Annotated in this window: 17 protein-coding genes; 14 read left to right on the forward strand and 3 right to left on the reverse strand. The window is 60.2% G+C overall.

Annotated elements, in window-relative coordinates; all coding sequences use genetic code 11:
• Nucleotides 1–20: 20 nt before the first annotated feature.
• Complete coding sequence (cqsA, locus tag CLU92_RS14435) at nucleotides 21–1,268, reverse strand: alpha-hydroxyketone-type quorum-sensing autoinducer synthase (protein ID WP_101482433.1); 1,248 nt, start codon at nucleotides 1,266–1,268, stop codon at nucleotides 21–23.
• Nucleotides 1,269–1,420: 152 nt separating this feature from the next.
• On the opposite strand from cqsA, the gene CLU92_RS14440 reads away from it, so the two are divergent.
• Nucleotides 1,421–2,755, forward strand: coding sequence for a HAMP domain-containing sensor histidine kinase (locus CLU92_RS14440; RefSeq protein WP_101482434.1), 1,335 nt, complete (start codon nucleotides 1,421–1,423; stop codon nucleotides 2,753–2,755).
• Nucleotides 2,722–3,729: a response regulator gene (locus CLU92_RS14445; protein WP_101482435.1), complete on the forward strand. Its 1,008-nt coding sequence runs from the start codon at nucleotides 2,722–2,724 to the stop codon at nucleotides 3,727–3,729. The genes CLU92_RS14440 and CLU92_RS14445 overlap by 34 nt, the downstream gene beginning before the upstream one ends.
• Here the strand turns inward: CLU92_RS14445 and CLU92_RS14450 are convergent.
• Nucleotides 3,726–6,257, reverse strand: a complete 2,532-nt coding sequence (locus CLU92_RS14450) for an ABC transporter permease (protein WP_101482436.1) — start codon at nucleotides 6,255–6,257, stop codon at nucleotides 3,726–3,728. The genes CLU92_RS14445 and CLU92_RS14450 overlap by 4 nt on opposite strands.
• A gap of 36 nt (nucleotides 6,258–6,293) precedes the next feature.
• Nucleotides 6,294–7,325 (reverse strand): adenosine deaminase, encoded by a 1,032-nt coding sequence (locus tag CLU92_RS14455; protein ID WP_101482437.1) that lies wholly within the window; start codon nucleotides 7,323–7,325, stop codon nucleotides 6,294–6,296.
• Between CLU92_RS14455 and CLU92_RS27495 the strand changes: the two genes are divergently transcribed.
• From CLU92_RS27495 to lspA, 12 genes are all read left to right on the forward strand, one after another.
• A complete protein-coding gene (locus tag CLU92_RS27495) occupies nucleotides 7,324–7,569 on the forward strand; it encodes a hypothetical protein (RefSeq protein WP_133989714.1) in 246 nt (81 codons plus the stop codon). The two genes, CLU92_RS14455 and CLU92_RS27495, sit on opposite strands and share 2 nt — an antisense overlap.
• Nucleotides 7,570–7,897: 328 nt before the next feature.
• The gene (locus tag CLU92_RS14460; protein WP_101482438.1) at nucleotides 7,898–9,820 is read left to right on the forward strand and encodes a PrkA family serine protein kinase; all 1,923 of its coding nucleotides are present in this window, start codon (nucleotides 7,898–7,900) and stop codon (nucleotides 9,818–9,820) included.
• A 72-nt stretch (nucleotides 9,821–9,892) separates the two neighbouring features.
• Nucleotides 9,893–11,158 (forward strand): YeaH/YhbH family protein, encoded by a 1,266-nt coding sequence (locus CLU92_RS14465; RefSeq protein WP_101482439.1) that lies wholly within the window; start codon nucleotides 9,893–9,895, stop codon nucleotides 11,156–11,158.
• Nucleotides 11,158–12,759, forward strand: a complete 1,602-nt coding sequence (locus CLU92_RS14470; RefSeq protein ID WP_101484692.1) for a SpoVR family protein — start codon at nucleotides 11,158–11,160, stop codon at nucleotides 12,757–12,759. The genes CLU92_RS14465 and CLU92_RS14470 overlap by 1 nt, the downstream gene beginning before the upstream one ends.
• Nucleotides 12,760–13,297: 538 nt before the next feature.
• Nucleotides 13,298–13,954 carry an energy transducer TonB gene (locus CLU92_RS14475; protein ID WP_101482440.1) on the forward strand — a complete coding sequence of 219 codons (657 nt, stop codon included), beginning with the start codon at nucleotides 13,298–13,300 and terminating at the stop codon, nucleotides 13,952–13,954.
• Between the two features lie 86 nt (nucleotides 13,955–14,040).
• The gene (locus tag CLU92_RS14480; RefSeq protein ID WP_166674703.1) at nucleotides 14,041–14,970 is read left to right on the forward strand and encodes a MotA/TolQ/ExbB proton channel family protein; all 930 of its coding nucleotides are present in this window, start codon (nucleotides 14,041–14,043) and stop codon (nucleotides 14,968–14,970) included.
• Nucleotides 14,971–14,975: 5 nt separating this feature from the next.
• On the forward strand, nucleotides 14,976–15,404 hold the full coding sequence (locus CLU92_RS14485; RefSeq protein WP_101482442.1) for a biopolymer transporter ExbD: 429 nt from the start codon (nucleotides 14,976–14,978) through the stop codon (nucleotides 15,402–15,404).
• Between the two features lie 105 nt (nucleotides 15,405–15,509).
• Nucleotides 15,510–15,941, forward strand: a complete 432-nt coding sequence (locus CLU92_RS14490; RefSeq protein ID WP_170840419.1) for a biopolymer transporter ExbD — start codon at nucleotides 15,510–15,512, stop codon at nucleotides 15,939–15,941.
• A 78-nt stretch (nucleotides 15,942–16,019) separates the two neighbouring features.
• A complete protein-coding gene (locus CLU92_RS14495; protein WP_101482443.1) occupies nucleotides 16,020–17,231 on the forward strand; it encodes a hypothetical protein in 1,212 nt (403 codons plus the stop codon).
• 284 nt (nucleotides 17,232–17,515) lie between these two features.
• Nucleotides 17,516–18,487, forward strand: coding sequence for a bifunctional riboflavin kinase/FAD synthetase (locus tag CLU92_RS14500; protein ID WP_101482444.1), 972 nt, complete (start codon nucleotides 17,516–17,518; stop codon nucleotides 18,485–18,487).
• Nucleotides 18,488–18,568: 81 nt separating this feature from the next.
• Complete coding sequence (gene ileS, locus CLU92_RS14505; protein ID WP_101482445.1) at nucleotides 18,569–21,469, forward strand: isoleucine--tRNA ligase; 2,901 nt, start codon at nucleotides 18,569–18,571, stop codon at nucleotides 21,467–21,469.
• A 95-nt stretch (nucleotides 21,470–21,564) separates the two neighbouring features.
• Nucleotides 21,565–22,074 (forward strand): signal peptidase II, encoded by a 510-nt coding sequence (gene lspA, locus CLU92_RS14510; RefSeq protein WP_101482446.1) that lies wholly within the window; start codon nucleotides 21,565–21,567, stop codon nucleotides 22,072–22,074.
• The last annotated feature ends 13 nt before the right edge of the window (nucleotides 22,075–22,087 follow it).

The raw sequence follows: 22,087 nt of genomic DNA on the forward strand, positions 1-22,087 counted from the left end.
CGCCGGCCCGCGTACCAGACCTACACCAGCGCCAGCTTGCGCAGGCGCCGCGTTGACGGCCAGTGTTCCACACCTGCTTCGGCGCGAACCGCCGCGCAAGCGGCCAGCAGCCGTGCGATGCCCGTCTCGTCGAGTCCCGCGTTGAGGGTCAGGCGCACGAGGGCGCGGTTCTTCGCCGTCGCCGGGGCACAAAACATGGCGCCATAAATGCCGTGCCGTTCCAGCGCCTGGCGCAGCGCCAGGGTGGCAGGTTCGCCGCCCGCTTCCAGCGCCACGATCTGTTCCGTGCCATCGCTGACGTTATAGCCGAGCGCGCTCAATCCCTCGCGCACCTGCACCGTGTGGCGCCGCAAAATGGCGCGGCGCGCGTCGGCGGCCATGATGAAGTCGAGCGCCGCGCCCAGCCAGGCCAGCTCGTGGGCCAGCAGGCAGGAGCTGAAGATGGCGGGACGTGATTCGGACAAAAAATACCCCTTGAAGCGGCTGGAACAGCTGATGAAACCGGCCCGGCCCGCAAACGCCTTGGCCAGCGACGCTGTGCGGAAATGCACGCGGTGGCCCAGGCCCCAGGCTTCCACCAGGCCCGCGCCCTGCGGGCCATGCGTGCCCAGCGAGTGCGACTCGTCAACCACCACCACGCAGTCGCTGCGCTCGGCGATATCGAGCAGTTCCAGCAGCGGCGCCAGGCTGCCGTTGGTACTGTAGAGGGCGTCGACGACAATCACGCCGCGGCCCTGCTTTTCCACTTGCCGCCGCAGGTGCGCCATGTCGTTGTGCAGGAAGGCGACGGCCTGCGCTTGCGCCGACAGCACGCCTTCCCACAGCGAGGCGTGGGCCTGCATGTCCAGGTAGACGGGGATGCCGGGGCCGGCGATGCACTGGATCAAACCCACGTTGGCGGCCATGCCGGACTGCGCCAGGATGCCATCTTCGCAGCCCATGAAGCGGGCCAAGCGGCTTTCCAGCCGATGCTGTTCGCTGCCTTCCTGCAAGTACACGGCCGACATCAGCATGCCGCCCGCGGTCGCCTGCAGGGAAGCCACCTGGGCCGCCACCAGCGCGGGTTCGGCGGCGATGGAAAGATAGTCATTACCCGCCAGAAAAATGGCATGGGCAGGTGTCGGTTGCCAGGCATGGGGATGCTGGCCGCCCAGCAGTTTTTCGATGCGCGTGATGTGATGCGCATCCATGCGCCGCGCGATGTAGTCTGGCAGGCGGTGTTCGGCGCGGCCGAAGGATGGGGTGTGCAAGCTGGTAGCGATGGTCATGAGTTTTCTCCTGGGGAAAGGTTTGTTGCAAATTAAAACCTTGACCGTGTCGCTAACCCATCCATTGACGTATATCAATGTCCGGCGAGATAACCGTTCAACCAGGAAAATTTACGCGATGATCGTGTTCTGAAGAGGATCAGGGCAGAGTCATGACGCAGCAATGGCAAGGACGATGGACACACTGGCGCAGGCGCCTGCTCCATTCGCTGCTGCATGAGCGCGTGCCCCATGAAAACCTGGCGGGCAGAGTCGCCATGCTGGCCGCCGTGGGCACGGTGGCGATGCCGCTGTACTACCTGCTATGGCAATTTTTTTTCCCACAGTCTTATGAAAACCTGATCCTGCGCCTGACGGGCGTGGGCATCTGCGTGGCGGGCCTGTTTGCGCGCCGCTTCTCGGCCCGCTGGCTGTCGCGCTACCTGCTGTTCGCGCTCAGCTACATCCTGCCCTTCTTCTTTACCTTCATGTTTCTGATGAATCATGCCTCGTCCATCTGGAGCCAATCGCTGCTGATCGGCCTGGTAGTGCTGTTTCATTTCGAAACGGGACTGGCTTGCCGCGCCTACCTGATCGGCACGGGCGCCGCCTGTCTGGCCGTCGTGCTGCAAGGGGAAGGCGCTTACGTGCTGCAGCGTGAAGTGCTGCAGCAATTGCCCGTGCACTGGTTCACCATCGCCGCGCTATCCGTGGTGAAAGTGGGCAGCAAAGTGCTGGAACGGGAACGCCTGGCGGGCATGGCGGCCGGGCTCGGTTCCGTGGCGCACGAACTGCGCACGCCGCTGACCAGCGTGGAAGCGAATGTGCGGGGCATGCGCCGGCTGCTGCCGCAGCTGGCCGGCCAGGCGGACACCATACCGCCGCTGCAGGATGCCCTGTCGCGCATCCAGTTTGAAGTGCGCCACATGCAGCACATGATCGATTTGTTCCTGATGAGCGCCAGTGCCGTGAACCGCAACCTGCAGCCCAGCCAGTCGCTCTCGATGCTGGCGATGGTGAACGCCGTGCTCAAGCGTTACCCGTTTACCGGCAGGCTGCAGCGGGTCAGCGTCACGGTGGATGTGCGCGCCGACTTCCAGTTTGCTGGCCAGGACGAACTGTGCGTGGTGATCCTGCTGAACCTGCTGAGAAATGCGCTGAAAGCCATCCAGCGGGCCGGCAAGGGCCGCGTGCGCATCATCGTCGACGGCGCCCGCCCCACGCCCAGGCTGCTGTTCATCGACACGGGCTGCGGTATCGCGAAGAATCGCCTGCCGCTGATCTTCGAGCGTTTCTATTCCTATCCCGTGCATAACGGCAGCGGCATCGGCCTGGCACTGTGCCGGCAGATCGTCACCGCCTGGCAGGCGCACATACGCTGCGTGTCGCGCGAACATGCGTATGCGATTTTCATCCTGGAGTTTCCCCAGCCCTGCCTGCCCGCTTCCGCCCCTCTTCTCCCGCAAGGTGATGCATGCAACTGCCCGTCTACACCCATCCGACCCTGACCGTATTGATAGACGACAGCGATTCCTTCCTGAAAAGCCTGGCGTTCCAGCTCGATCCCGGCTTGGCGCGCAAGACTTTCCGCGACACCAGCAGCGCGCTGCACTGGCTGCGCCACAGCACGCAGCCGGGCGAGACGCCGCTGCACGTCAATTTCGACACGCAAAACCTGCCGCCCGACCAGTGCAATGTGGCGCTCGATCTCGAACGCATCTGGCGCATCAGCGGCCAGGCACAGCGCTTTGCCGTGCCCTCCGTGCTGGTAGTCGATTATTCGATGCCGCAGATGAATGGCCTGGAATTCTGCCAGGCCGTGCGTGACTTGCCGTGCAAGAAGATTTTATTTACGGGCGCGGCCGATGAGAAGGTGGCCGTGACGGCCTTCAACCGCGGCTTGATCGACCGCTACATCAAGAAGAGCGACGACGATGCGCTCGACATCCTGGAACAGGAAATCCATGCCCTGCAACGCGAATTCTTCCTGCAGCAATCGGACACCGTGCGCGACTTGCTATTGCTCCACGACTACAGTTTCCTGCAAGACGAAGCCTTGGCCGCCGTCGTGTACGAGCTGTGCCAGCGCCAAGGCTACGTCGAGTTTTACATCTTTCCCAATCCCAGCGGCATCCTGTTCTTCACGCGCGACGGCCACGCCAAGCTGATGATCATCGAGACGGAACGCAGCTTGCACACGCAGTACGAAATGGCGCGCGACAGCGACGCACCGGCGTCCTTGCTGCTGGCCCTGCTGGAACTGCGCGTGATCCCGTACTTTTCCGACGCCGACAGCGACGGCATGTATGCGGCGCACATCGGCGAAAACTGGTTCCGCTACTGCGCCGCGCCCACCATCTGCCTGGGCCAGGTGACGTATTTCTGGGCCTTGTTCGACGTGCCGCCGCACCAGCTGGGGCAGCCGGTCATGTCCTACGCGCAATTTTTACGCGCCCAGGCGGGCGAGAGCGTGGGCGCTTAGCTTTCGCGCAGCGTTTGCAGCGGCGGATGTTTCAAGACATTGCGCAAGCCCAGCCAGCCGCCGGCGATGGCGCACAGGGCGCCGGCCAGTAAACCAAAGGCCCACACGCCCGGCGCGAAGCTCCAGGCGAACTTGAACTGGTATGTGGCCAGGGCCCAGCCCATGGCGGCCGCGCCCGTGGCCGCCAGCAAGCCGGCCAGCGCGCCCACGAGGGAAAATTCGATCAGCTGCGCCTGCGCCAGCTGGCGCCGCGTGGCACCCAGCGCGCGCAGCAGGCCCGCTTCGCGCGTGCGCTCGTCCTGCGACCCCATCAAGGCCGCATACAGCACCAGCAAGCCCGAGGCCAAAGTGAACGCGAAGAGAAATTCGACAGCCGTGACCACCTGGTCCAGCACGCCCTGTATCTGTTTCAGCACGCCGCCCACGTCGACCACCGTCAGGTTCGGGTAGTCGCGCAGCAAGGCATTGCCCAGGTCGGCCTGCGCGGGCGGCAAGTGAAATGCCGTGATCCACGTCTGCGGCGCGTCCGCCATGGCGGCCGGGTTGATAATGACAAAGAAATTGACGCGCATCGAGCCCCATTCCAGCTTGCGCAGGCTGGTGATCGCCGCTTCCACGGGCTGGCCGGCGATGTCGAAGCGCAGCTTGTCGCCCAGTTTCAGCTTCAGTGTCTTGGCGATCCCCTCTTCCACCGACGCTTCGGCCGGCGCACCGGGCGCATTGCCGAACCACTTGCCCGCCACCAGCTTATTTTCTGCCTGCATGGTGAGCATCCTCGACAGGTTGAATTCGCGGTCAGCCAGGCCCTTGGCGCGGTCATCCTCGTAAGTTGCTTCCGTGATGGTATTGCCATTCACGGCCACCAGGCGCCCCCGTATCATCGGATACAAAGGTGCGTTGGCCACGCCGGCCTGCGCCAGGCGCGCGGCGATGGGGTCTTTCTGTTCCGGCAGGATATTGATCATGAAGCGGTTCGGCGCATCGGGCGGCGTAGCGTTGCGCCAGGCCACCATCAAGTCGCCGCGCACCACCGTCAGCAGCAGCAAGGCCATCAGGCCCAGTGCCAGGGACACCACCTGGATGACGGTGGCGCCCGGACGGCGCTGCAAGGACGTGACGGCAAAGCGCCAGCCTTGGTGCTTGAAGGCGCCACGCAGGCTTTTCAGCGACTTGATGCCCAGCCAGCCGGCCAGACCGAACAGGGCGAAGCCGCCGAGGAAGCCGGCCGCCGTCAGCAGCGCCAGTTTCACGTCGCCCGCCTGCCACAAGAGCAGCACGACGAAGGCGACGATGCCCAGGCCATAGGTCGCCAGGGCCAGCGCCTGCGGCGGTTCCTGCTCACGGCGAATGACGCGGTTATGGGGAACATTGCGCAGTTGCAAAATCGGCGGCAGGGCAAAGCCCAGCAGCAACAGCATGCCGGTGGCCACGCCCTGCAATGCGGGCAGCATGGACACGGGCGGCAAGTCGCTCTGCACCAGCTTGCCCAGCAATTCCAGCAGCACCAGATGGCCAGCGAAACCGACGGCAACGCCTATCAGGCTGCCGGCCAGGCCGACGAGCAGGAATTCGATCACGTACATGGCCGTGACCTGGTTTTGCGTCAGCCCCAGGCAGCGCAGCATGGCGCAGGCATCCAGGTGACGCAGCATGAAGCGGCGTGCCGCCATCGCCACGGCGACGGCGGCCAGCATGGCCGACAGCAAGCCGACCAGCGACAGGAAACGGTCGGCCCGGTCCAGGGTCGATTGCATCTGCGGGCTGCCCGATTCCAGCGATTCGATGCGCACGCCCTTGATGGCCTGCGTCTTGATCTGGCTTTCCAGCCAGGCTTGATATTGCGCAAGCTCGGCCGCCTTGGCGGGTGGCGCCGACAGCAGCAAGCGGTACGATACGCGCGAGCCGTTCTGCACCAGCGCCGTGGCAGCCAGGTCGCTCAAGGGCAGCATCACCCGGGGGGCGAAATTGAGGAAGGAGGCACCGCGGTCCGGTTCGCTGGCGATCAGTTGCGTCACCGTAAATGCCTTGTCGCCCAGTGTCAGGGTGTCGCCCAGCCTGGCATTCAGGCTGGCCAGGATCGCCGCATCGACCCACAGGGTGCCCGGTGCCGGCACCTGGCTGGTTGGCTGGCCCACGGCATCCTGCGCCTCGCTCAGTTTGGTCGTGATTTTCAGCTTGCCCCGCTGCGGGTAGCCGGGCGAGACTGCCTTGATGGACGCCAGCTGCGACAGCGATTGCTCGCCCTCGCCCGCCTGCGCCATGCTGGGGAAGGTCACCGTATCGGCCAGGGTAAAACCGCGCTTGACGGCTTCGGCGCGCCAAACGGCATTGACGGGCTGGTCGGCGCTGATGACCAGGTCGGCCCCCAGCAGCTGGTGCGCGTCGCGGTTCAGGCCCGCGCGCAGGCGGTCGACAAAGAAGCCCACGGCCGACAGGGCCGCCACGGCCACGATCAGGGCGACGAGCAGGAAACGCAATTGCCCGGCGCGCCAGTCGCGGCCGGTCATTTTCAGGGAGAGGCGGAGCATGGGCGGCGGGTCTTTATGCGAATTGATTGTGATGCGTTATTGCGCGATGCCATAGGCGGCCGCGTGCTGCGCGAAATACGCATCGACGGTAGCGAGGAAGGCATCTTTTTGCGCCTGCGGCAGGAAGGCGGCGATGAAACCGTTGCGCGCCAGGCGCTGCGCATGGGACAGGCCCAGCGGCAAGGCATCGAAAATGGCGTCGAAGTTGTCGTTCATGTAGCCGCCGAAATAGGCGGGATCGTCCGAGTTGACCGTCACCAGCAGGCCCGCGTCGAGCAATTGCACCAGGTTATGGTCATGCATCTGGTCAAACACGCGCAGCTTGGTGTTCGACAAGGGGCAGACGGTCAGGGCGATCTGTTCGCGCGCCAGGCGGGCCGTCAGTTCCGCGTCTTCCAGGCAGCGCACGCCATGGTCGATGCGTTCAACCTGCAAATCATCGAGCGCCGTGCGGATGTAGGCTGGCGGGCCTTCTTCGCCCGCATGGGCCACCAGGTGCAGGCCCAGCTCGCGGCAACGGGCAAACACGCGCGAGAATTTCTCGGGCGGGTTGCCCACTTCCGAGGAATCGAGGCCAATGCCGATGAATTTGTCGCGGTGCGGCAAGGCGTCTGTCAGGGTGTCAAATGCTTCATCCTCGCTCAGGTGGCGCAGGAAACACAGGATCAAGGTCGCGCTGACAGGGCTGTCCTGGCAGGCGCGGTGTATGCCATTAATAACATCAGCCATCGCCACGCCGCGCGCCGTATGCGTTTGCGGGTCGAAGAAGATTTCCGTGTGCAAGACGTTATCGGCTTCGGCGCGGCGCAGGTAGGCTTGCGTCATGTCATAGAAATCCTGCTCTTTCAAGAGCACGCTTGCGCCAGCATAATAGATGTCGAGAAAAGACTGCAAATCCGTAAAGGCATAGGCGCTGCGCAAGTGTTCCACCGATTCATAGCCCAGCGGTACGCCATTGCGCTCGGCCAGTGCGAAAATCAGTTCGGGTTCCAGCGAACCTTCGATATGGATATGCAGCTCGGCCTTCGGCATGCCGCGGACGATCGCGCGCAATTGGGGGTTCATCATGGGTGTTCCTTATAGGGTGACGATAAAAGTGCTGGCACGCACACGCGCGGTGCGCAGGGCCATCAGACATGCAGGCATCTTAGCGCAAGATGGCCGGCCTCACCGGCGCCCGGCCGCCACGGCGCTGGCGGGTGCGGCGCCATGGCCCGCACCGGCACGCGCTGGCGAATTGTCGTATGATGATTTAAAAGGTACAAAAAGGCGCATTGAAATGGATCAAAAATTTGTTGATTTATTTAATTAAATCAAAAACTTACAACCAAGTATTAAGGATATGCTGACATATCTTTTGACTTCCTGATCCTTTAGAGCAATAATTAATTTCATGGGGTAAAGGTAGGTGCAACAAGCGCTATCAACAGTGAAAAAAAAGCCGGCTGGCCACGTCAGCGTACGGCATCAAGCGCCAGTTTTTTGGTCCGGGCAATCCGGACTCGCAAAGACAGCCGGGCTTGAAACAACAATAAAAATCGGTACGGGGTACAGGAAAAGTTCAGACGGCAAGCCCAGGCGAGTGCCAGGCGGGCGGCCATGGTGACTGGCAGTTCAGGTTTACATTAAAGGACATTGACATGACCATTTTTGATAACTATGCAGCACGCTACGAGCGCACCCGTGAAGAGGAAATGTCGCTCACCGAATACCTGGCCCTGTGCAAGAAGGACAAGCTGACGTATGCCAGCGCACCCGAACGCATGCTGGCCGCCATCGGCGAGCCGCAACTGGTCGACACGCGCAACGACACGCGCTTGTCGCGCATCTTCGCCAACAAGGTCATCAAGATCTATCCCGCCTTCCGCGAGTTCTACGGCACCGAGGAAGTGATCGAGCAAGTCGTCTCGTATTTCCGCCACGCAGCGCAAGGACTGGAAGAACGCAAGCAGATCCTGTATCTGCTGGGGCCTGTCGGCGGCGGCAAGTCGTCCATCGCGGAAAAACTCAAGTCGCTGATGGAACACGTGCCTTTCTATTGCCTGAAAGGCTCGCCCGTCAACGAATCGCCGCTGGGCCTGTTCAACGAGGAAGAGGACGGCACCATCCTGGAAGAGGATTACGGCATACCGCGCCGCTACCTGCGCAACATCCCCAGTCCGTGGGCCGTCAAGCGCCTGCATGAATACAATGGCGACATCAACCAGTTCCGCGTCGTCAAACGCTATCCGTCCGTGCTGAAGCAGATCGCCATCTCGAAAACGGAGCCGGGCGACGAGAACAACCAGGATATTTCCTCGCTCGTGGGCAAGGTCGACATCCGCAAGCTGGAAGACTACGCACAAGACGATCCGGACGCCTACAGCTATTCGGGCGGCCTGTGCCTGGCCAACCAGGGCCTGATGGAATTCGTGGAAATGTTCAAGGCCCCCATCAAGGTCTTGCACCCCTTGCTGACGGCCACGCAGGAAGGCAATTACAAGGGTACGGAAGGTTTCGGCGCGATTCCGTTCGACGGCATCATCCTGGCCCACTCGAATGAGTCGGAATGGAAGACCTTTAAAAACAACCGCAACAACGAGGCCTTCCTTGACCGTATCTATATCGTCAAGGTGCCGTACTGCCTGCGCGTGACCGATGAAATCAAGATCTACGACAAGCTGGTGGCCAACTCCTCGCTGGTCAAGGCCCCGTGTGCGCCCGGCACCCTGCGCATGATGGCGCAGTTCGCCATCCTGTCGCGCCTGAAAGACCCGGAAAACTCCAGCATTTTCTCGAAGATGCTCGTCTACGATGGCGAAAACCTCAAGGATACGGACCCGAAAGCCAAGTCCATGCATGAATACGTGGATTACGCGGGCGTGGACGAGGGCATGAACGGGCTGTCGACGCGCTTTGCCTTCAAGATCCTGTCCAAAGTGTTCAACTTTGACAATTCCGAAGTGGCCGCCAATCCCGTGCACCTACTCTATGTGCTGGAGCAGCAGGTCGAGCGCGAGCAGTTCGCGCCGGAACTCGAACAGCGCTACTTCTCCTATATTAAAGAGCACCTGGCGCAGCGCTATGTGGAATTCATCGGCAAGGAGATCCAGACGGCTTACCTGGAAAGCTATTCGGAATACGGTCAGAACATTTTCGACCGCTATGTGACGTTTGCCGATTTCTGGATACAGGACCAGGAATACCGCGATCCTGACACGGGCGAAAGCTTCGACCGCGAATCGCTGAACAATGAACTCGAGAAGATCGAGAAGCCGGCGGGCATTTCCAATCCGAAGGATTTCCGCAATGAAATTGTGAACTTCGGGCTGCGCGCGCGGGCGTCGAACGGCGGCAAGAATCCCGCCTGGACCAGTTATGAAAAGTTCCGCACCGTGATCGAAAAGAAAATGTTCTCGAATACGGAGGAATTGCTGCCCGTGATTTCCTTCAATGCCAAGGCCAGTGCCGACGACGCCAACAAGCACGCCGACTTCGTGGCCCGCATGGTGGAAAAAGGCTATACGGCCAAGCAGGTACGCCTGTTATGCGAATGGTACTTGCGCGTACGCAAGTCGTCATAGCGCGGACAGCAAAGGCGCGCTCCCGCCCGGTGACTGGCGGGGCGCGCAAGACGAGAGGCAAGGAGGCACCCTTTGACATACCTCATCGACAGGCGCTTGCAAAGCAAGAATAAATCCGCCGTCAACCGCGAGCGTTTCCTGCGGCGCTACAAGGGCCAGATCAAGGATGCCGTGGGGCGCGCCATCAAGGGGCGCTCGATCACGGACGTCGAGAATGGCGAGAAAGTCAGCATCCCCGTCAAGGATGTGGGCGAACCGTCGTTCGGCCACGCGCATGGCGGCGTATGGGAAGTGGTCAATCCCGGCAACAAGGAATACCTGAAGGGCGACCAGATTGCCCGGCCGAAAGGCGGTGGCGGCGGACGGGGCAAGGCGGGCAATAGCGACGAGACGACGGAAGACGACTTCATCTTCGAATTGTCGCGCGAAGAGTTCATGAATTATTTCTTCGAGGACCTGGAATTGCCGCACATGGTGAAAACCCAGTTGACGGCCACCACGGAATTCAAGAACCAGCGCGCCGGCTACAATATGTCGGGCACGCCATCGAACATCCATGTGCTGCGCTCCCTGCGCGGCGCGCTGGGACGTCGCATCGCCGTGGGCGGCGGCGCCCGCAAGCAATTGGCGCAGGCCGAGGAAGACCTGGCGACCCTGCTGCTGGAAGGCGTGCCCGAGGACGACATACTGGTGCAGGAACTGCGTCGCCAGATCCACCACATCCACACGCGCCTGCTGGCGATTCCCTTCATCGACCCGTTCGACTTGCGCTACAGCAATCGCATCAAGGTGCCCAAGCCGATGACGCAAGCGGTGATGTTCTGCATCATGGACGTCTCCGGTTCCATGGACGAGTCGCGCAAGGACACGGCCAAGCGCTTCTTCATCCTCTTGTATCTGTTCCTCAAGCGCGCCTACGACAAGATCGAGGTGGTCTTCATCCGCCACCATACGGCGGCGGCGGAAGTGGACGAGCATGAATTCTTCAATTCGCGCGAGTCCGGCGGCACCGTGGTGTCTTCGGCCCTGCACTTGCTCAATACCATCATCGACGAGCGCTATGGCGCGGGACAATGGAACAGCTATGTTGCGCAGGCGTCCGACGGCGATAACTGGGACAACGATTCCGTGCTGTGCCGGCAGTTGCTGATCAATACCATCATGCCCAAGGTGCAGTACTACACCTATGTCGAAATCACCGATGGCCCGCAGCAAAACCTGTGGGAGCAATATGCGGGCGTGCTCGACCATCACGCCCATTTCGCCATGCAAAAGATCGTCACGCCGGCCGATATCTACCCGGTCTTCCGCGAACTGTTCAAGAAACAGGTGAAATGATGAGTGCAGCCTTTGACCGCGCCAGCAACACCCCGGGCGAACCGTTCGTGCGCCTGCGCCACCCGAATGCCCTGCCCGAGCAGTCGGAATGGACGTTCGAACTGATCGAGCAAATCCACGAGGAAATCCGCCGCGTGGCGAAGCAGTTTGGCCTGGACACCTATCCGAACCAGCTGGAAATCATCACGGCGGAGCAAATGATGGATGCCTACACCTCGGTGGGCATGCCCGTTTCCTATAACCACTGGTCGTTCGGCAAGCATTTTTTATCGACCGAGAAAAGCTACAAGCGCGGGCAGATGGGCCTGGCCTACGAGATCGTCATCAACTCAAACCCGTGCATCGCCTATTTAATGGAGGAAAACAGCCTGACCATGCAATCGCTGGTGATCGCGCATGCGGCCTACGGCCACAACTCCTTCTTTAAAGGCAACTATCTGTTCCGCGCCTGGACGGATGCCGACGCCATCATTGACTATATGGTGTTTGCCAAGAATTACATCGCCGAATGCGAGCAGCGCCATGGCGTCGATGCGGTGGAATTGCTGCTCGACTCTTGCCACGCCATCCAGAATTATGGCGTGGACCGCTACAAGCGCCCGGCGAAACTGTCGATGGCGAAGGAATATGCGCGTCAGAAAGAGCGTGAAGCCTATGTGCAGTCGCAGATCAACCAGCTGTGGCGCACCCTGCCCCGGCGTGACGAGGACGAGGACGAGGACGACCAGCGCAAAGCCAGTCCCCGCTTTCCGCCCGAACCTGAGGAAAACCTGCTGTACTTTATAGAGAAGTACGCGCCGCTGCTGGAACCATGGCAGCGCGAGATGGTGCGCATCGTGCGCAAGATTTCCCAGTATTTCTATCCGCAGCGGCAAACCCAGGTGATGAACGAGGGTTGGGCCACCTTCTGGCACTACACCATATTGAACCAGCTCTACGACGAAGGCGTGGTGGGCGACGGCTTCATGATGGAATTTCTGAAAAGCCATACCAACGTGGTCTATCAGCCGCCCATCGACAGCCCCTATTACAACGGCATCAATCCGTATGCGCTGGGTTTTGCCATGATGAGCGACATCCGCCGCATCTGCGAGCATCCGACCGAGGAAGACCGGGCCTGGTTCCCCGACATGGCCGGCACCGACTGGCGCAAGAGCCTGGACTTTGCCATGCGCAATTTCAAGGATGAAAGCTTCATTGCCCAGTATTTGTCGCCGCAGCTGATCCGCGAATTCCATTTCTTTGCCGTGCTCGACGACGACAAGAATGAAAAACTGGCCATTTCCGCCATCCATGACGATGCCGGCTACCGCTACGTGCGCCAACAGTTGGCCGAGCAGTACAACCTGGGCAACCGCGAGCCGAATATCCAGGTCTGGTCCGTCAATACGCGCGACGACCGCGCACTGACCCTGCGTCACACGCAATTCCAGCGCCGCCCGCTGAACCAGCAGGCAGCCGAAGTGCTCAAACACGTGGCACGGCTATGGGGCTTCGACGTGCACCTCGATACACTCGATCCGCAGGGCGTTGTCCTCGGTACTCTGAATTGCCGGCGCGAGAAGCGCAATCGGCGCGACGATGCGCCGGCACGGCCATAAGTGACATTCTTGATAATTATTTTAGCAAGAACATAAGCGCATCCTATGCCACCATAGGAATTCCGTATGGCCTGGCGACGTCGAAACAGCCGCCAGGACCTCCTTTTTTGACCTGGATTAAGCACCTTTCGCACCCGATTGGTGCGCGCGCACGGCTAAGTGGTCTGGTTCCGAGGCAAAACATTTCCAAAAGGAAAGATTTTCCTCCAAATTTAGCGGTTTCCATATTGAATATCACGAAATATAATTCCGCCATATGGGCACATCGGAGAACTTAGCAGTGGTAGCCCAAAACGGCTGTAAAAAACCGATAAGACCGCCTTTTTTTATGTCCGAAAGCGTGCAAAGATGACATAAGCAAGTACGTTTTCAGGGCGCAAAAGCGCCAAAAATTTAACCGGTTTTAGGCGTTAAAAATCTGTGTAAAATAAAGAATTCGTATGTATAATTCGGCGACGTCCCGGATACGGCTGGAGCTTTGTGTCGTCATTTTGGGGTTCAGTTGCAAGACAAGAGATGGTATTTGGAGAAAGCAGGCATGAATTTTTCGAACGAGAAAAGTCCCAAGAACTACACAGGCATAACTGTCGTTGTCCTGCTGCACGTTCTCGCGGCTTACGGGATCGCGACGGGCTTGGGCAAGCGGTTAGTTACCAAAATGATGGAACCGGTTGAAACCAAGATTATCGAGGAAGTCAAACCGCCTCCACCGAAGGATCTTCCACCGCCACCACCGCCGCCAGAAATGAAGGCGCCACCGCCGCCATTCATTCCGCCAGTCGAGGTGAACGTGCAGCAGCCGCCACCACAGCAGAACGTGATTGCAAATGCGACTGCCGTGAAGCCCGCCACGAATGTATTGGCACCGCCAGCACCGCCTGCACAGCCTTCGCCAACTCCTGGACCAGCCAAATCGGTGCGCACACCGGCCGTGGTTGACTTCAGTGTCTGCGAAAAACCGGCTTATCCAAAGTCGTCGCAGCGCAATGAGGAAACCGGTGTGGTGACACTGTCGTTCCTGATCGGTGTAGACGGCAAGGTCGCTGATTCGAAGATCGTGAAGTCCAGCGGCTTCAGAGACCTGGACAAAGCTGCAGTGCAAGGTATCAGCCGCTGTACATTTAAGCCGGCAACAGTTGACGGCAAGCCGGAACAAGGCTGGCAGCAAATGCAATACGTTTGGTCGCTGGATTAAAACCCGAGACAGTTATCCCCTGTCTCACACTATGATTTCGTTGTCATTACGTTCAGCGATCTGTTATTTTTAATTTTGGAGGAAGCATGTTTAAGAATACCCGTTTGTCCGCATTTTTTGCCGCGGTTCTGTTGTCCGTCACCGCCACTACCGCTCTGGTAGCAGCACCGGCATTCGCTGACGCGCCAGCATCGGCTGCCGCTTCGGCTCCTGCGGCAGACGCTGCACCAGCACCAGTTGCCGCAGATGCAGCAGCTCCAGCAGCAGACGCAGCAGCTCCAGCCGCTGACGCAGCCGCTCCAGCCAAAACCGAAGAAGTGCACAACCCGTTCGGCCTGTCCGCAGTATGGGACGGCGGCTTCGTGCCACGCGCTACCCTGATCATCCTGTCCATCATGTCGATCGGCAGCTGGTACATCATCATCACCAAGCTGCTGGATCAAATGAAGATCTTCAAGCAAGCTAAAGAAGCCGCTTCCAAATTCTGGAAAGCTCCTTCGATCGCTGCTGGTTCGGCAACCTTGAGCGATGGCTCGCCATTCCGCTTCATCGCTGAATCGGGCACCAAGGCAACCGCACACCATGACGGCGCCCTGCTGGAACAAATCGATCTGTCGACCTGGGTGACGATGTCGATCCAGCGCGCTTCGGACAAAGTTCAGTCGCGTCTGCAAGATGGCCTGTCGTTCCTGGCAACCGTTGGTTCGACCGCACCGTTTATCGGTCTGTTCGGTACCGTTTGGGGTATTTACGGCGCGCTGACCGCTATCGGCATGACCGGTAACGCATCGATCGATAAAGTTGCAGGTCCAGTTGGTGAAGCACTGATCATGACCGCTTTCGGTCTGCTGGTCGCCGTTCCTGCCGTTCTGGGTTACAACTGGCTGGTTCGTCGTAACAAATCCGCAATGGAAGACATCCGCTCGTTCAGCGCCGACGTTCACTCGGTTCTGGTTTCCGGCGTAATGTCGACCAGCGAAGCTGGCCGTGCTGCCGGCGCTAAAAAGATCGGATAAGAATCATGTCGATGTCCGTCGGCTCCGACAGCGGAGATGAAGATCAAGTAATGTCAGAAATCAACACGACGCCGCTCGTCGACATCATGTTGGTTTTGCTGATCATTTTCTTGATTACAAGTCCAGTTGTCCTCAAGCTGCAGAAAATCGATCTGCCGATTGAGGCCAATCAAGCCCTGCAAACCAAGCCAGAGAACGTTAACATCGTTGTTAACAAGGACGGCGAGATTTACCTGGGCCAGACCAGACTGAAAGACACGAACGAACTGTTCGATTATCTTAAAGTTGAAGCAGTGAAAGTACCGCAGCCGGAAGTACACGTTCGTGGCGACCAAGAAGCACGCTACGAATCGATCGGCCGGGTTATTTACACGACCCAACGTGCCGGGATCCAGAAGGTCGGCTTCATCACCGAACCGCCTGACAAGGGCTGATAGCGGCTGGCAGCGGCGTCCCGGCAACATGGGGATGCCACTGCCGGAAGCTGACCGGGCGGCAGTTTCGCCCGGTGCTTCGTTGGACTTCTTAAAGGAAACACTATGAGTATGAATGTCGGTTCGGGAAGCGCAGCAGGCGCGGATCCGGAACCAATGATGGAACTGAACATGACGCCCCTCATCGACGTGATGCTGGTGCTGATTATCATGTTGATCATCACGATTCCTAAGCAAAACCACTCGGTGAACCTGAACATGCCGGTCGGCACCCCGCCGCCACCGACAACCGAACCAGTGGTCGTCACGATCGATGTCGATTTTGATGGCACTATCTTGTGGGACAATCAGGTAGTACCTGATCGTAATACGCTGGAAGCCAAGCTGAGCAACGTTGCTGCGCAAGCAGACCAGCCAGAAGTGCATCTGCGTCCTAACAAGCTGGTGGAATACAAAGTCGTCGCCGGTGTGATGGCGTCGGCACAGCGTCTGGGCGTGACCAAAATCGGTCTGGTCGGCAACGAGCAATTCCAGTAAGCTGTAGCAATCAGGTTATCTTTACATCCGAATAGGCAGGACTTCCTGCCTATTCGCTTTTTACTGAAAGACTTTCTCATGTCCAAGTTTCGTCTCGCTCATCTCGGCCTCGTCATGGCCGCTATCGGTTTTACCGCAGCAACTCCCGTAATCGGCCTGGGCTCGCTGGCATACGCCGCGGACACCGTGCGTGCCGAAGTGGGCAAGCCACTGCAAGAAGCGCAAAAACTCGCTAGCAGCGGCAAAAACAAGGAAGCACTGGCCAAGCTGCGCGATGCCGACAGCGTCGGCGGCAAGACCGCCTTTGAAAGCTACCAGATCGAGCGCGTGCGCGCCTCGGCCGCAGCTGCCGCCGGCGATAACGGCACCGCCATCAAGGCTTTCGAAGCCGTCATCAATTCCGGCCGCCTGAGCGCCGCCGAAGCCCCCAAATTCACGCAAGCGCTGGCAGGCATGTACTACCGCGCCAAGGACTGGCCAAATACCATTACCTGGATCAAACGCTCGCTGAAAGACCGCGACGATGCGCAGATGCGCGAATTGCTGATCCAGACCTACTACGTCAGCGGCAACTACGCCGAAGCGGCCAAGGAACTGCAAGCGCGCGGCGGCAACTCGGAAGCGAGCCTGCAAATGCTGGCCAACATCCAGATGAAGCAAAACGACAAGGGCGGCTATGTGGCCACCCTGGAAAAACTGGCCGCCAGCTATCCAAAGACCAGCTACTGGGCTGACCTGCTGAACCGCGTCTCGGGCAAACCTGGCTTCTCGCAGCGCCTGGGCCTGGATGTCCAGCGCCTGCGCCTGGCCAACGGCCTGTTCACCAAGCCGTCCGAATACATGGAAATCAGCCAGCTGGCCCTGCAAGCAGGCAATCCTGGCGAAGCTTTGGCCATCATCGACCAGGGCTACAAAAAAGGCGTGCTGGGTACCGGCACCGATGCAGCCCGTCACCAGCGCCTGAAAGACCTGGCCCTGAAAACCCAGGCTGACCTGAAGGCCAGCGCCGCCAAGTCGGAAGCGGAATACGTCAAGAACAAGGACGCTGACAGCTTGAACAAGCTGGGCTTTGCCCTGGTCTACGATGGCCAGACCGACAAGGGTCTGGGGCTGATGAATGACGCCGTGAAAATGGGCACCGCCAAGTACGCGGAAGAAGGCAAGCTGCATCTGGGCATTGCTTACATGCACGCCGGCAAGAAGTCCAATGCAACGACGGCATTCAAGGCCGTCAAGGGCACGGATGGCGCGGCTGACCTGGCCCGTTACTGGACTTTAATGAACAAGTAATTGACATCGAACCCAAGCTACTGCGCGTCGCGCTTTGCGGCCTGTGATGCTCACCGTACTACGGTACGGTTGCGCTTCTCGGCCACAAATCACTGCCGCTCGCTACGCTTGGGTTCGACGTTGAAAGTGTATTGAATCAATACTAAAGCGTTGCCAGCACACCCGCCGGCAACGCTTTTTATCATTTCAGCAGGGAAATTACCCCTGTGCCCACCCTGCCGGGTGTGCATCCCCGAAACAGTCCGTATAATCCCCCTTTTGGCACAGTTTTTCATCAGATTCCTATGAAGGTATTCCGCGGACTTCCCAATGCCCAGGCACGAGCGCCTTGCGCTCTGACCATCGGCAATTTTGACGGTGTCCACATCGGCCATCAAGCCTTGCTGGCGCGCGTGCGCGGCGCGGCGACCGAACTCGGCATTGAAGCGGCCGTGATGACGTTCGAACCGCACCCGCGTGAATTCTTCGCGCAGCGCGCGGGCGACCTGTCGAAGGCGCCGCAGCGCATCGCCAACCTGCGCGACAAGCTGCAATCGCTGGACGACGCCGGCATAGACAGAGTCGTCGTCGAGCACTTCAGCGCGCAATTCGCCGCCTTGACGCCGCAGGAATTCACGGAAAAAGTCCTCGTCAGCGGCTTGCATGTGAAATGGCTGATGGTTGGCGACGATTTCTGCTATGGCGCCCGACGCGCCGGCGACGTCGCCATGCTGCAGGAAGCGGGCCGCGAATACGGTTTCCATGTGGAAACTTTGCCGACGGTGATGAATGGCAGCACGCGCATCTCGTCGTCCGCCGTGCGCCTGGCCCTGGCCGCCGGTGATTTCCCCCTTGCCACGCAGTTGCTGGGCCACCCGTACGCCATTTCCGGCCACGTCATCCACGGCCAGAAGCTGGGCCGTACCCTGGGCTTCCCCACCTTGAACCTGCGCGTGGCGCACCGTCCCGCCCTGTCCGGCATCTTCATCGTCCAAGTGCACGGCCTGGGGCCGCTGCCGCTGCCGGCCGTGGCCAGCCTGGGCGTGCGCCCTACCGTCGACGACAGCGGCCGCGTCTTGCTGGAAGTGCATCTGTTTAACTTCAATCTATCCTGCTACGGCAAGCTGGTACGCGTGGAGTTTTTGGAAAAGCTGCGCGACGAAGAAAAGTATGACGACTTGCCCACCCTGACGGCCGCCATCGAGCGGGACTCGAACCAGGCGCGCGCCTATTTTGAGAAGCGCAGCGGCGCCATTACCGCCACCGACCGAATTTGACGCCGGCCAACTCCGCCGCCTGGCGGCGCCTGTCGCCGCAAACCCGCTGCAAAAATATACTCCATACCATTAAAGAAGATTATGTCCGATCAAAACAAGCCAGCCACGCCCAAGCAGAACAAAAAGCCTGAAAGCAAATACCCGGTCAACATGACGGAAACCCCGTTCCCGATGCGCGGCGACATGGCCAAGCGCGAGCCGCAATGGGTACAGCAATGGCAAGACAAGAAGATTTACGAGCGCGTGCGCAAGGCTGCCGCCGGCCGTCCGAAATTCATCCTGCATGACGGTCCGCCGTACGCGAATGGCGACATCCACCTGGGCCACGCCGTCAACAAGATCCTGAAGGACATGGTCGTCAAGTCGCGCTCGCTCGCCGGCTTCGATGCGCCGTATGTACCTGGCTGGGATTGCCACGGCATGCCCATCGAGATCCAGATCGAAAAACTGCACGGCAAGAACCTGCCGACGGCCGAAGTATTGGAAAAGGCCCGCGCCTATGCGAATGTGCAGGTCGAACGCCAGAAGAAGGATTTCATCCGCCTGGGCGTGCTGGGCGAGTGGGACAACCCGTATCTGACCATGGCACACGGCAATGAAGCCGACGAATTGCGCGCGCTGGGCAAGCTGCTGGAAAAAGGCTATGTCTACCGCGGCCTGAAACCCGTCAACTGGTGCTTCGACTGCCAGTCGGCGCTGGCCGAGGCGGAAGTGGAGTACGCGGAAAAGCGCGATCCCGCCATCGACGTCGGGTTCAAATTCGCCGAGCCGGAAAAGCTGGCGGCCGCCTTCGGCCTGCCTTCCCTGCCGACGGATAACGGTTTCATCGTCATCTGGACCACCACGCCGTGGACCATCCCGTCGAACCAGGCGCTCAACGTGCACCCGGAAGTGAAATATGCGCTGGTGAAGACCGAGCGCGATGGCCAGCCGCTGCTGCTGATCCTGGCGCAAGACCTGGTCGTGGCCAGCCTGGCGCGCTTCAAGCTCGATGGCACGACGATCGCCACCTGCGACGGCGCGGCCCTGGCCGGCATCAGCTTCCGCCACCCGCTGCATGCCAGCGACGCCTTCTATGACCGCTTGTCGCCTTTGTACCTGGCCGAATACGTGACCACGGAAAGCGGCACCGGCGTGGTGCACTCGGCGCCAGCCTATGGCCTGGACGACTTTATCTCGTGCAAGGCGCACGGCATGAAGGACGACGACATCATCAAGCCCGTCATGGGCGACGGCAAGTTCGCATCGACCCTGCCCCTGTTCGGCGGCATGACCATCTGGGAAGCGTCGAAACCGATCTGCAACGCCTTGCGCGAAGCGGGCGCGCTGTTCGAAGTGAAGATGTTCGACCACAGCTACATGCATTGCTGGCGTCATAAGACGCCGATCATCTACCGCGCCACGTCGCAGTGGTTCGCCGGCATGGACGTGACGCCGAAGGACGGCGGAGCGACCCTGCGCGAGACGGCATTGAAAGGCATCGCCGACACCGAGTTCTTCCCGGACTGGGGCCAGGCGCGCCTGCACGGCATGATCGCCAACCGCCCTGACTGGACCTTGTCGCGCCAACGCCAGTGGGGCGTGCCAATGGCCTTCATCGTGCACAAGGAAACGGGCGACCTGCATCCGCGCACGCCGGAATTGCTCGAGCAGGTGGCCAAGCTGATCGAAAAGAACGGCATCGAGGCATGGCAGGCGCTGGACTTGCAAGACCTGATCGGCGACGAAGCGGTTATCTACGCCAAGAACAAGGACACGCTGGACGTGTGGTTCGATTCCGGCGCCACGCACCAGACGGTGCTGGGCGGCCCGCAAGGCCACGGTTCGCACTCGACGCAGCTGCAATTCCCGGCCGACCTGTACCTGGAAGGCTCGGACCAGCATCGCGGCTGGTTCCACTCGTCCCTGCTGGTGTCATCGATGCTGAATGGCCGTCCGCCGTACAAGGCCCTGTTGACGCACGGCTTCACGGTCGATGGCGAAGGCAAGAAGATGTCCAAGTCGCTGGGCAACACGCTGGCGCCGCAAAAAATCTCGGACACCCTGGGCGCGGACATCCTGCGCCTGTGGATCGCCTCGACCGACTACACGGGCGAACTGTCGATCTCCGACGAGATCCTCAAGCGCGTGACCGAATCGTACCGTCGCATCCGCAACACGCTGCGTTTCCTGCTGGCGAACACCTCGGATTTCAATCCGGCCACGGACGCCGTGCCGACGGCGGAGATGTTCGAGATCGACCGCTATGCGCTGGCCAACATGGCCTCGCTGCAAACGCAGATCGAGAACAACTACGCGCGCTACGAGTTCCACCCGGTGGTGTCGAAGCTGCAAACGTACTGTTCGGAAGACCTGGGCGGCTTCTACCTGGATATCCTGAAGGACCGTTTGTACACCTCCGGCCTGACGTCGCACGCGCGCCGCTCCGCGCAGACGGCTCTGTGGCACATCACGCAAAGCCTGCTGCGCCTGATGGCCCCGGCCCTGTCGTTCACGGCCGAAGAAGCGTGGGCCGTCTTCGCCGGCAGCGAAGCGTATGCTGCCAGCGATGAAACCATCTTCACGCAAACCTGGTGGCAACTGCCGGAAGTGTCGGATGCCGCCGACCTGCTGGAGAAATACACGGCCCTGCGCGCAGTCCGCACGGACGTCACAAAACAGCTGGAGGACTTGCGCACCTCGGGCGCCATCGGCTCCTCGCTGCAGGCGGAACTGACGATCAAGGCCGCGCCGATGAAGTACAAGCTCTTGACCACCCTGGGCGACGACTTGAAATTCGTCTTCATCACCTCGCAGGCAACGGTAGCCGAAGTGGCCGACGAAGCGGCCGAAGAGGTGGTCGTGACCGCGTCGACGGCGCAGAAGTGCGAGCGCTGCTGGCATTACCGCGCAGACGTGGGCACGGACGCCGCGCATGCCACCCTGTGCGGCCGCTGCGTCAGCAACCTGTTTGGCAAGGGCGAGGTTCGCCGCTTCGCTTAAAACGGTGCGGGGCGGGAATTCTTACCCGCTCCCGCACCGCTTCCCACCGCCGCTGCCCGCAAGAGTAGCGGCGGCTTTATCTTCCCTGGAAAAATATGGCCACTAAAAACCGTTTTTCATCGAAATCGTCATCCTCTTCGTCGCTGGTGCCCTGGCTGGGCATTGCCGCCATCGTCATCCTGTTCGACCAGATCACCAAGATCACGATCCTGAAGACTTTCCGCTATGCGCAAGAGATGGTCATCACCTCGTATTTCAACCTGGTGCTCGCGTATAACAAGGGCGCCGCGTTCAGCTTCCTGTCCGACCAGGGTGGCTGGCAGCGCTATTTCTTCACCGGCATCGCCCTCGCGGCGGCCATCTACATCATTTATTTGCTGAAAAAGCACGCCGGCCAGCGCATGTTTTGCTGGGCCCTGGCGCTGATCCTTGGCGGCGCACTGGGCAACGCCATCGACCGCCTGATCTACGGCCATGTGGTCGACTTCCTCGACTTCCACTGGAAAAGCTGGGGCCACTTCCCCGCCTTCAATATCGCCGACAGCGCCATCTGCATCGGCGCGGCCCTGTTCATCATCGATGAACTGCGCCGGGTAAACAAATAAACAAGCAGGAGAA

It is taken from the genome of Janthinobacterium sp. 61 (assembly GCF_002846335.1).
In the GTDB taxonomy this organism is placed as follows: Bacteria; Pseudomonadota; Gammaproteobacteria; order Burkholderiales; family Burkholderiaceae_D; genus Janthinobacterium.

Bases quoted from the DNA above. Each gene is read 5' to 3' on its own strand.
- CLU92_RS27495 (WP_133989714.1), top strand. From the start codon at position 7,324: ATGGGTGTTCCTTATAGGGTGACGATAAAAGTGCTGGCACGCACACGC.
- CLU92_RS14480 (WP_166674703.1), top strand. From the start codon at position 14,041: ATGTTTAAGAATACCCGTTTGTCCGCATTTTTTGCCGCGGTTCTGTTG.
- CLU92_RS14495 (WP_101482443.1), top strand. From the start codon at position 16,020: ATGTCCAAGTTTCGTCTCGCTCATCTCGGCCTCGTCATGGCCGCTATC.
- cqsA (WP_101482433.1), bottom strand. From the start codon at position 1,268: ATGACCATCGCTACCAGCTTGCACACCCCATCCTTCGGCCGCGCCGAA.
- CLU92_RS14460 (WP_101482438.1), top strand. From the start codon at position 7,898: ATGACCATTTTTGATAACTATGCAGCACGCTACGAGCGCACCCGTGAA.
- lspA (WP_101482446.1), top strand. From the start codon at position 21,565: ATGGCCACTAAAAACCGTTTTTCATCGAAATCGTCATCCTCTTCGTCG.
- CLU92_RS14455 (WP_101482437.1), bottom strand. From the start codon at position 7,325: ATGATGAACCCCCAATTGCGCGCGATCGTCCGCGGCATGCCGAAGGCC.
- CLU92_RS14440 (WP_101482434.1), top strand. From the start codon at position 1,421: ATGACGCAGCAATGGCAAGGACGATGGACACACTGGCGCAGGCGCCTG.
- CLU92_RS14445 (WP_101482435.1), top strand. From the start codon at position 2,722: ATGCAACTGCCCGTCTACACCCATCCGACCCTGACCGTATTGATAGAC.
- CLU92_RS14485 (WP_101482442.1), top strand. From the start codon at position 14,976: ATGTCGATGTCCGTCGGCTCCGACAGCGGAGATGAAGATCAAGTAATG.
- ileS (WP_101482445.1), top strand. From the start codon at position 18,569: ATGTCCGATCAAAACAAGCCAGCCACGCCCAAGCAGAACAAAAAGCCT.
- CLU92_RS14475 (WP_101482440.1), top strand. From the start codon at position 13,298: ATGAATTTTTCGAACGAGAAAAGTCCCAAGAACTACACAGGCATAACT.
- CLU92_RS14500 (WP_101482444.1), top strand. From the start codon at position 17,516: ATGAAGGTATTCCGCGGACTTCCCAATGCCCAGGCACGAGCGCCTTGC.
- CLU92_RS14450 (WP_101482436.1), bottom strand. From the start codon at position 6,257: ATGCTCCGCCTCTCCCTGAAAATGACCGGCCGCGACTGGCGCGCCGGG.
- CLU92_RS14490 (WP_170840419.1), top strand. From the start codon at position 15,510: ATGAGTATGAATGTCGGTTCGGGAAGCGCAGCAGGCGCGGATCCGGAA.
- CLU92_RS14470 (WP_101484692.1), top strand. From the start codon at position 11,158: ATGAGTGCAGCCTTTGACCGCGCCAGCAACACCCCGGGCGAACCGTTC.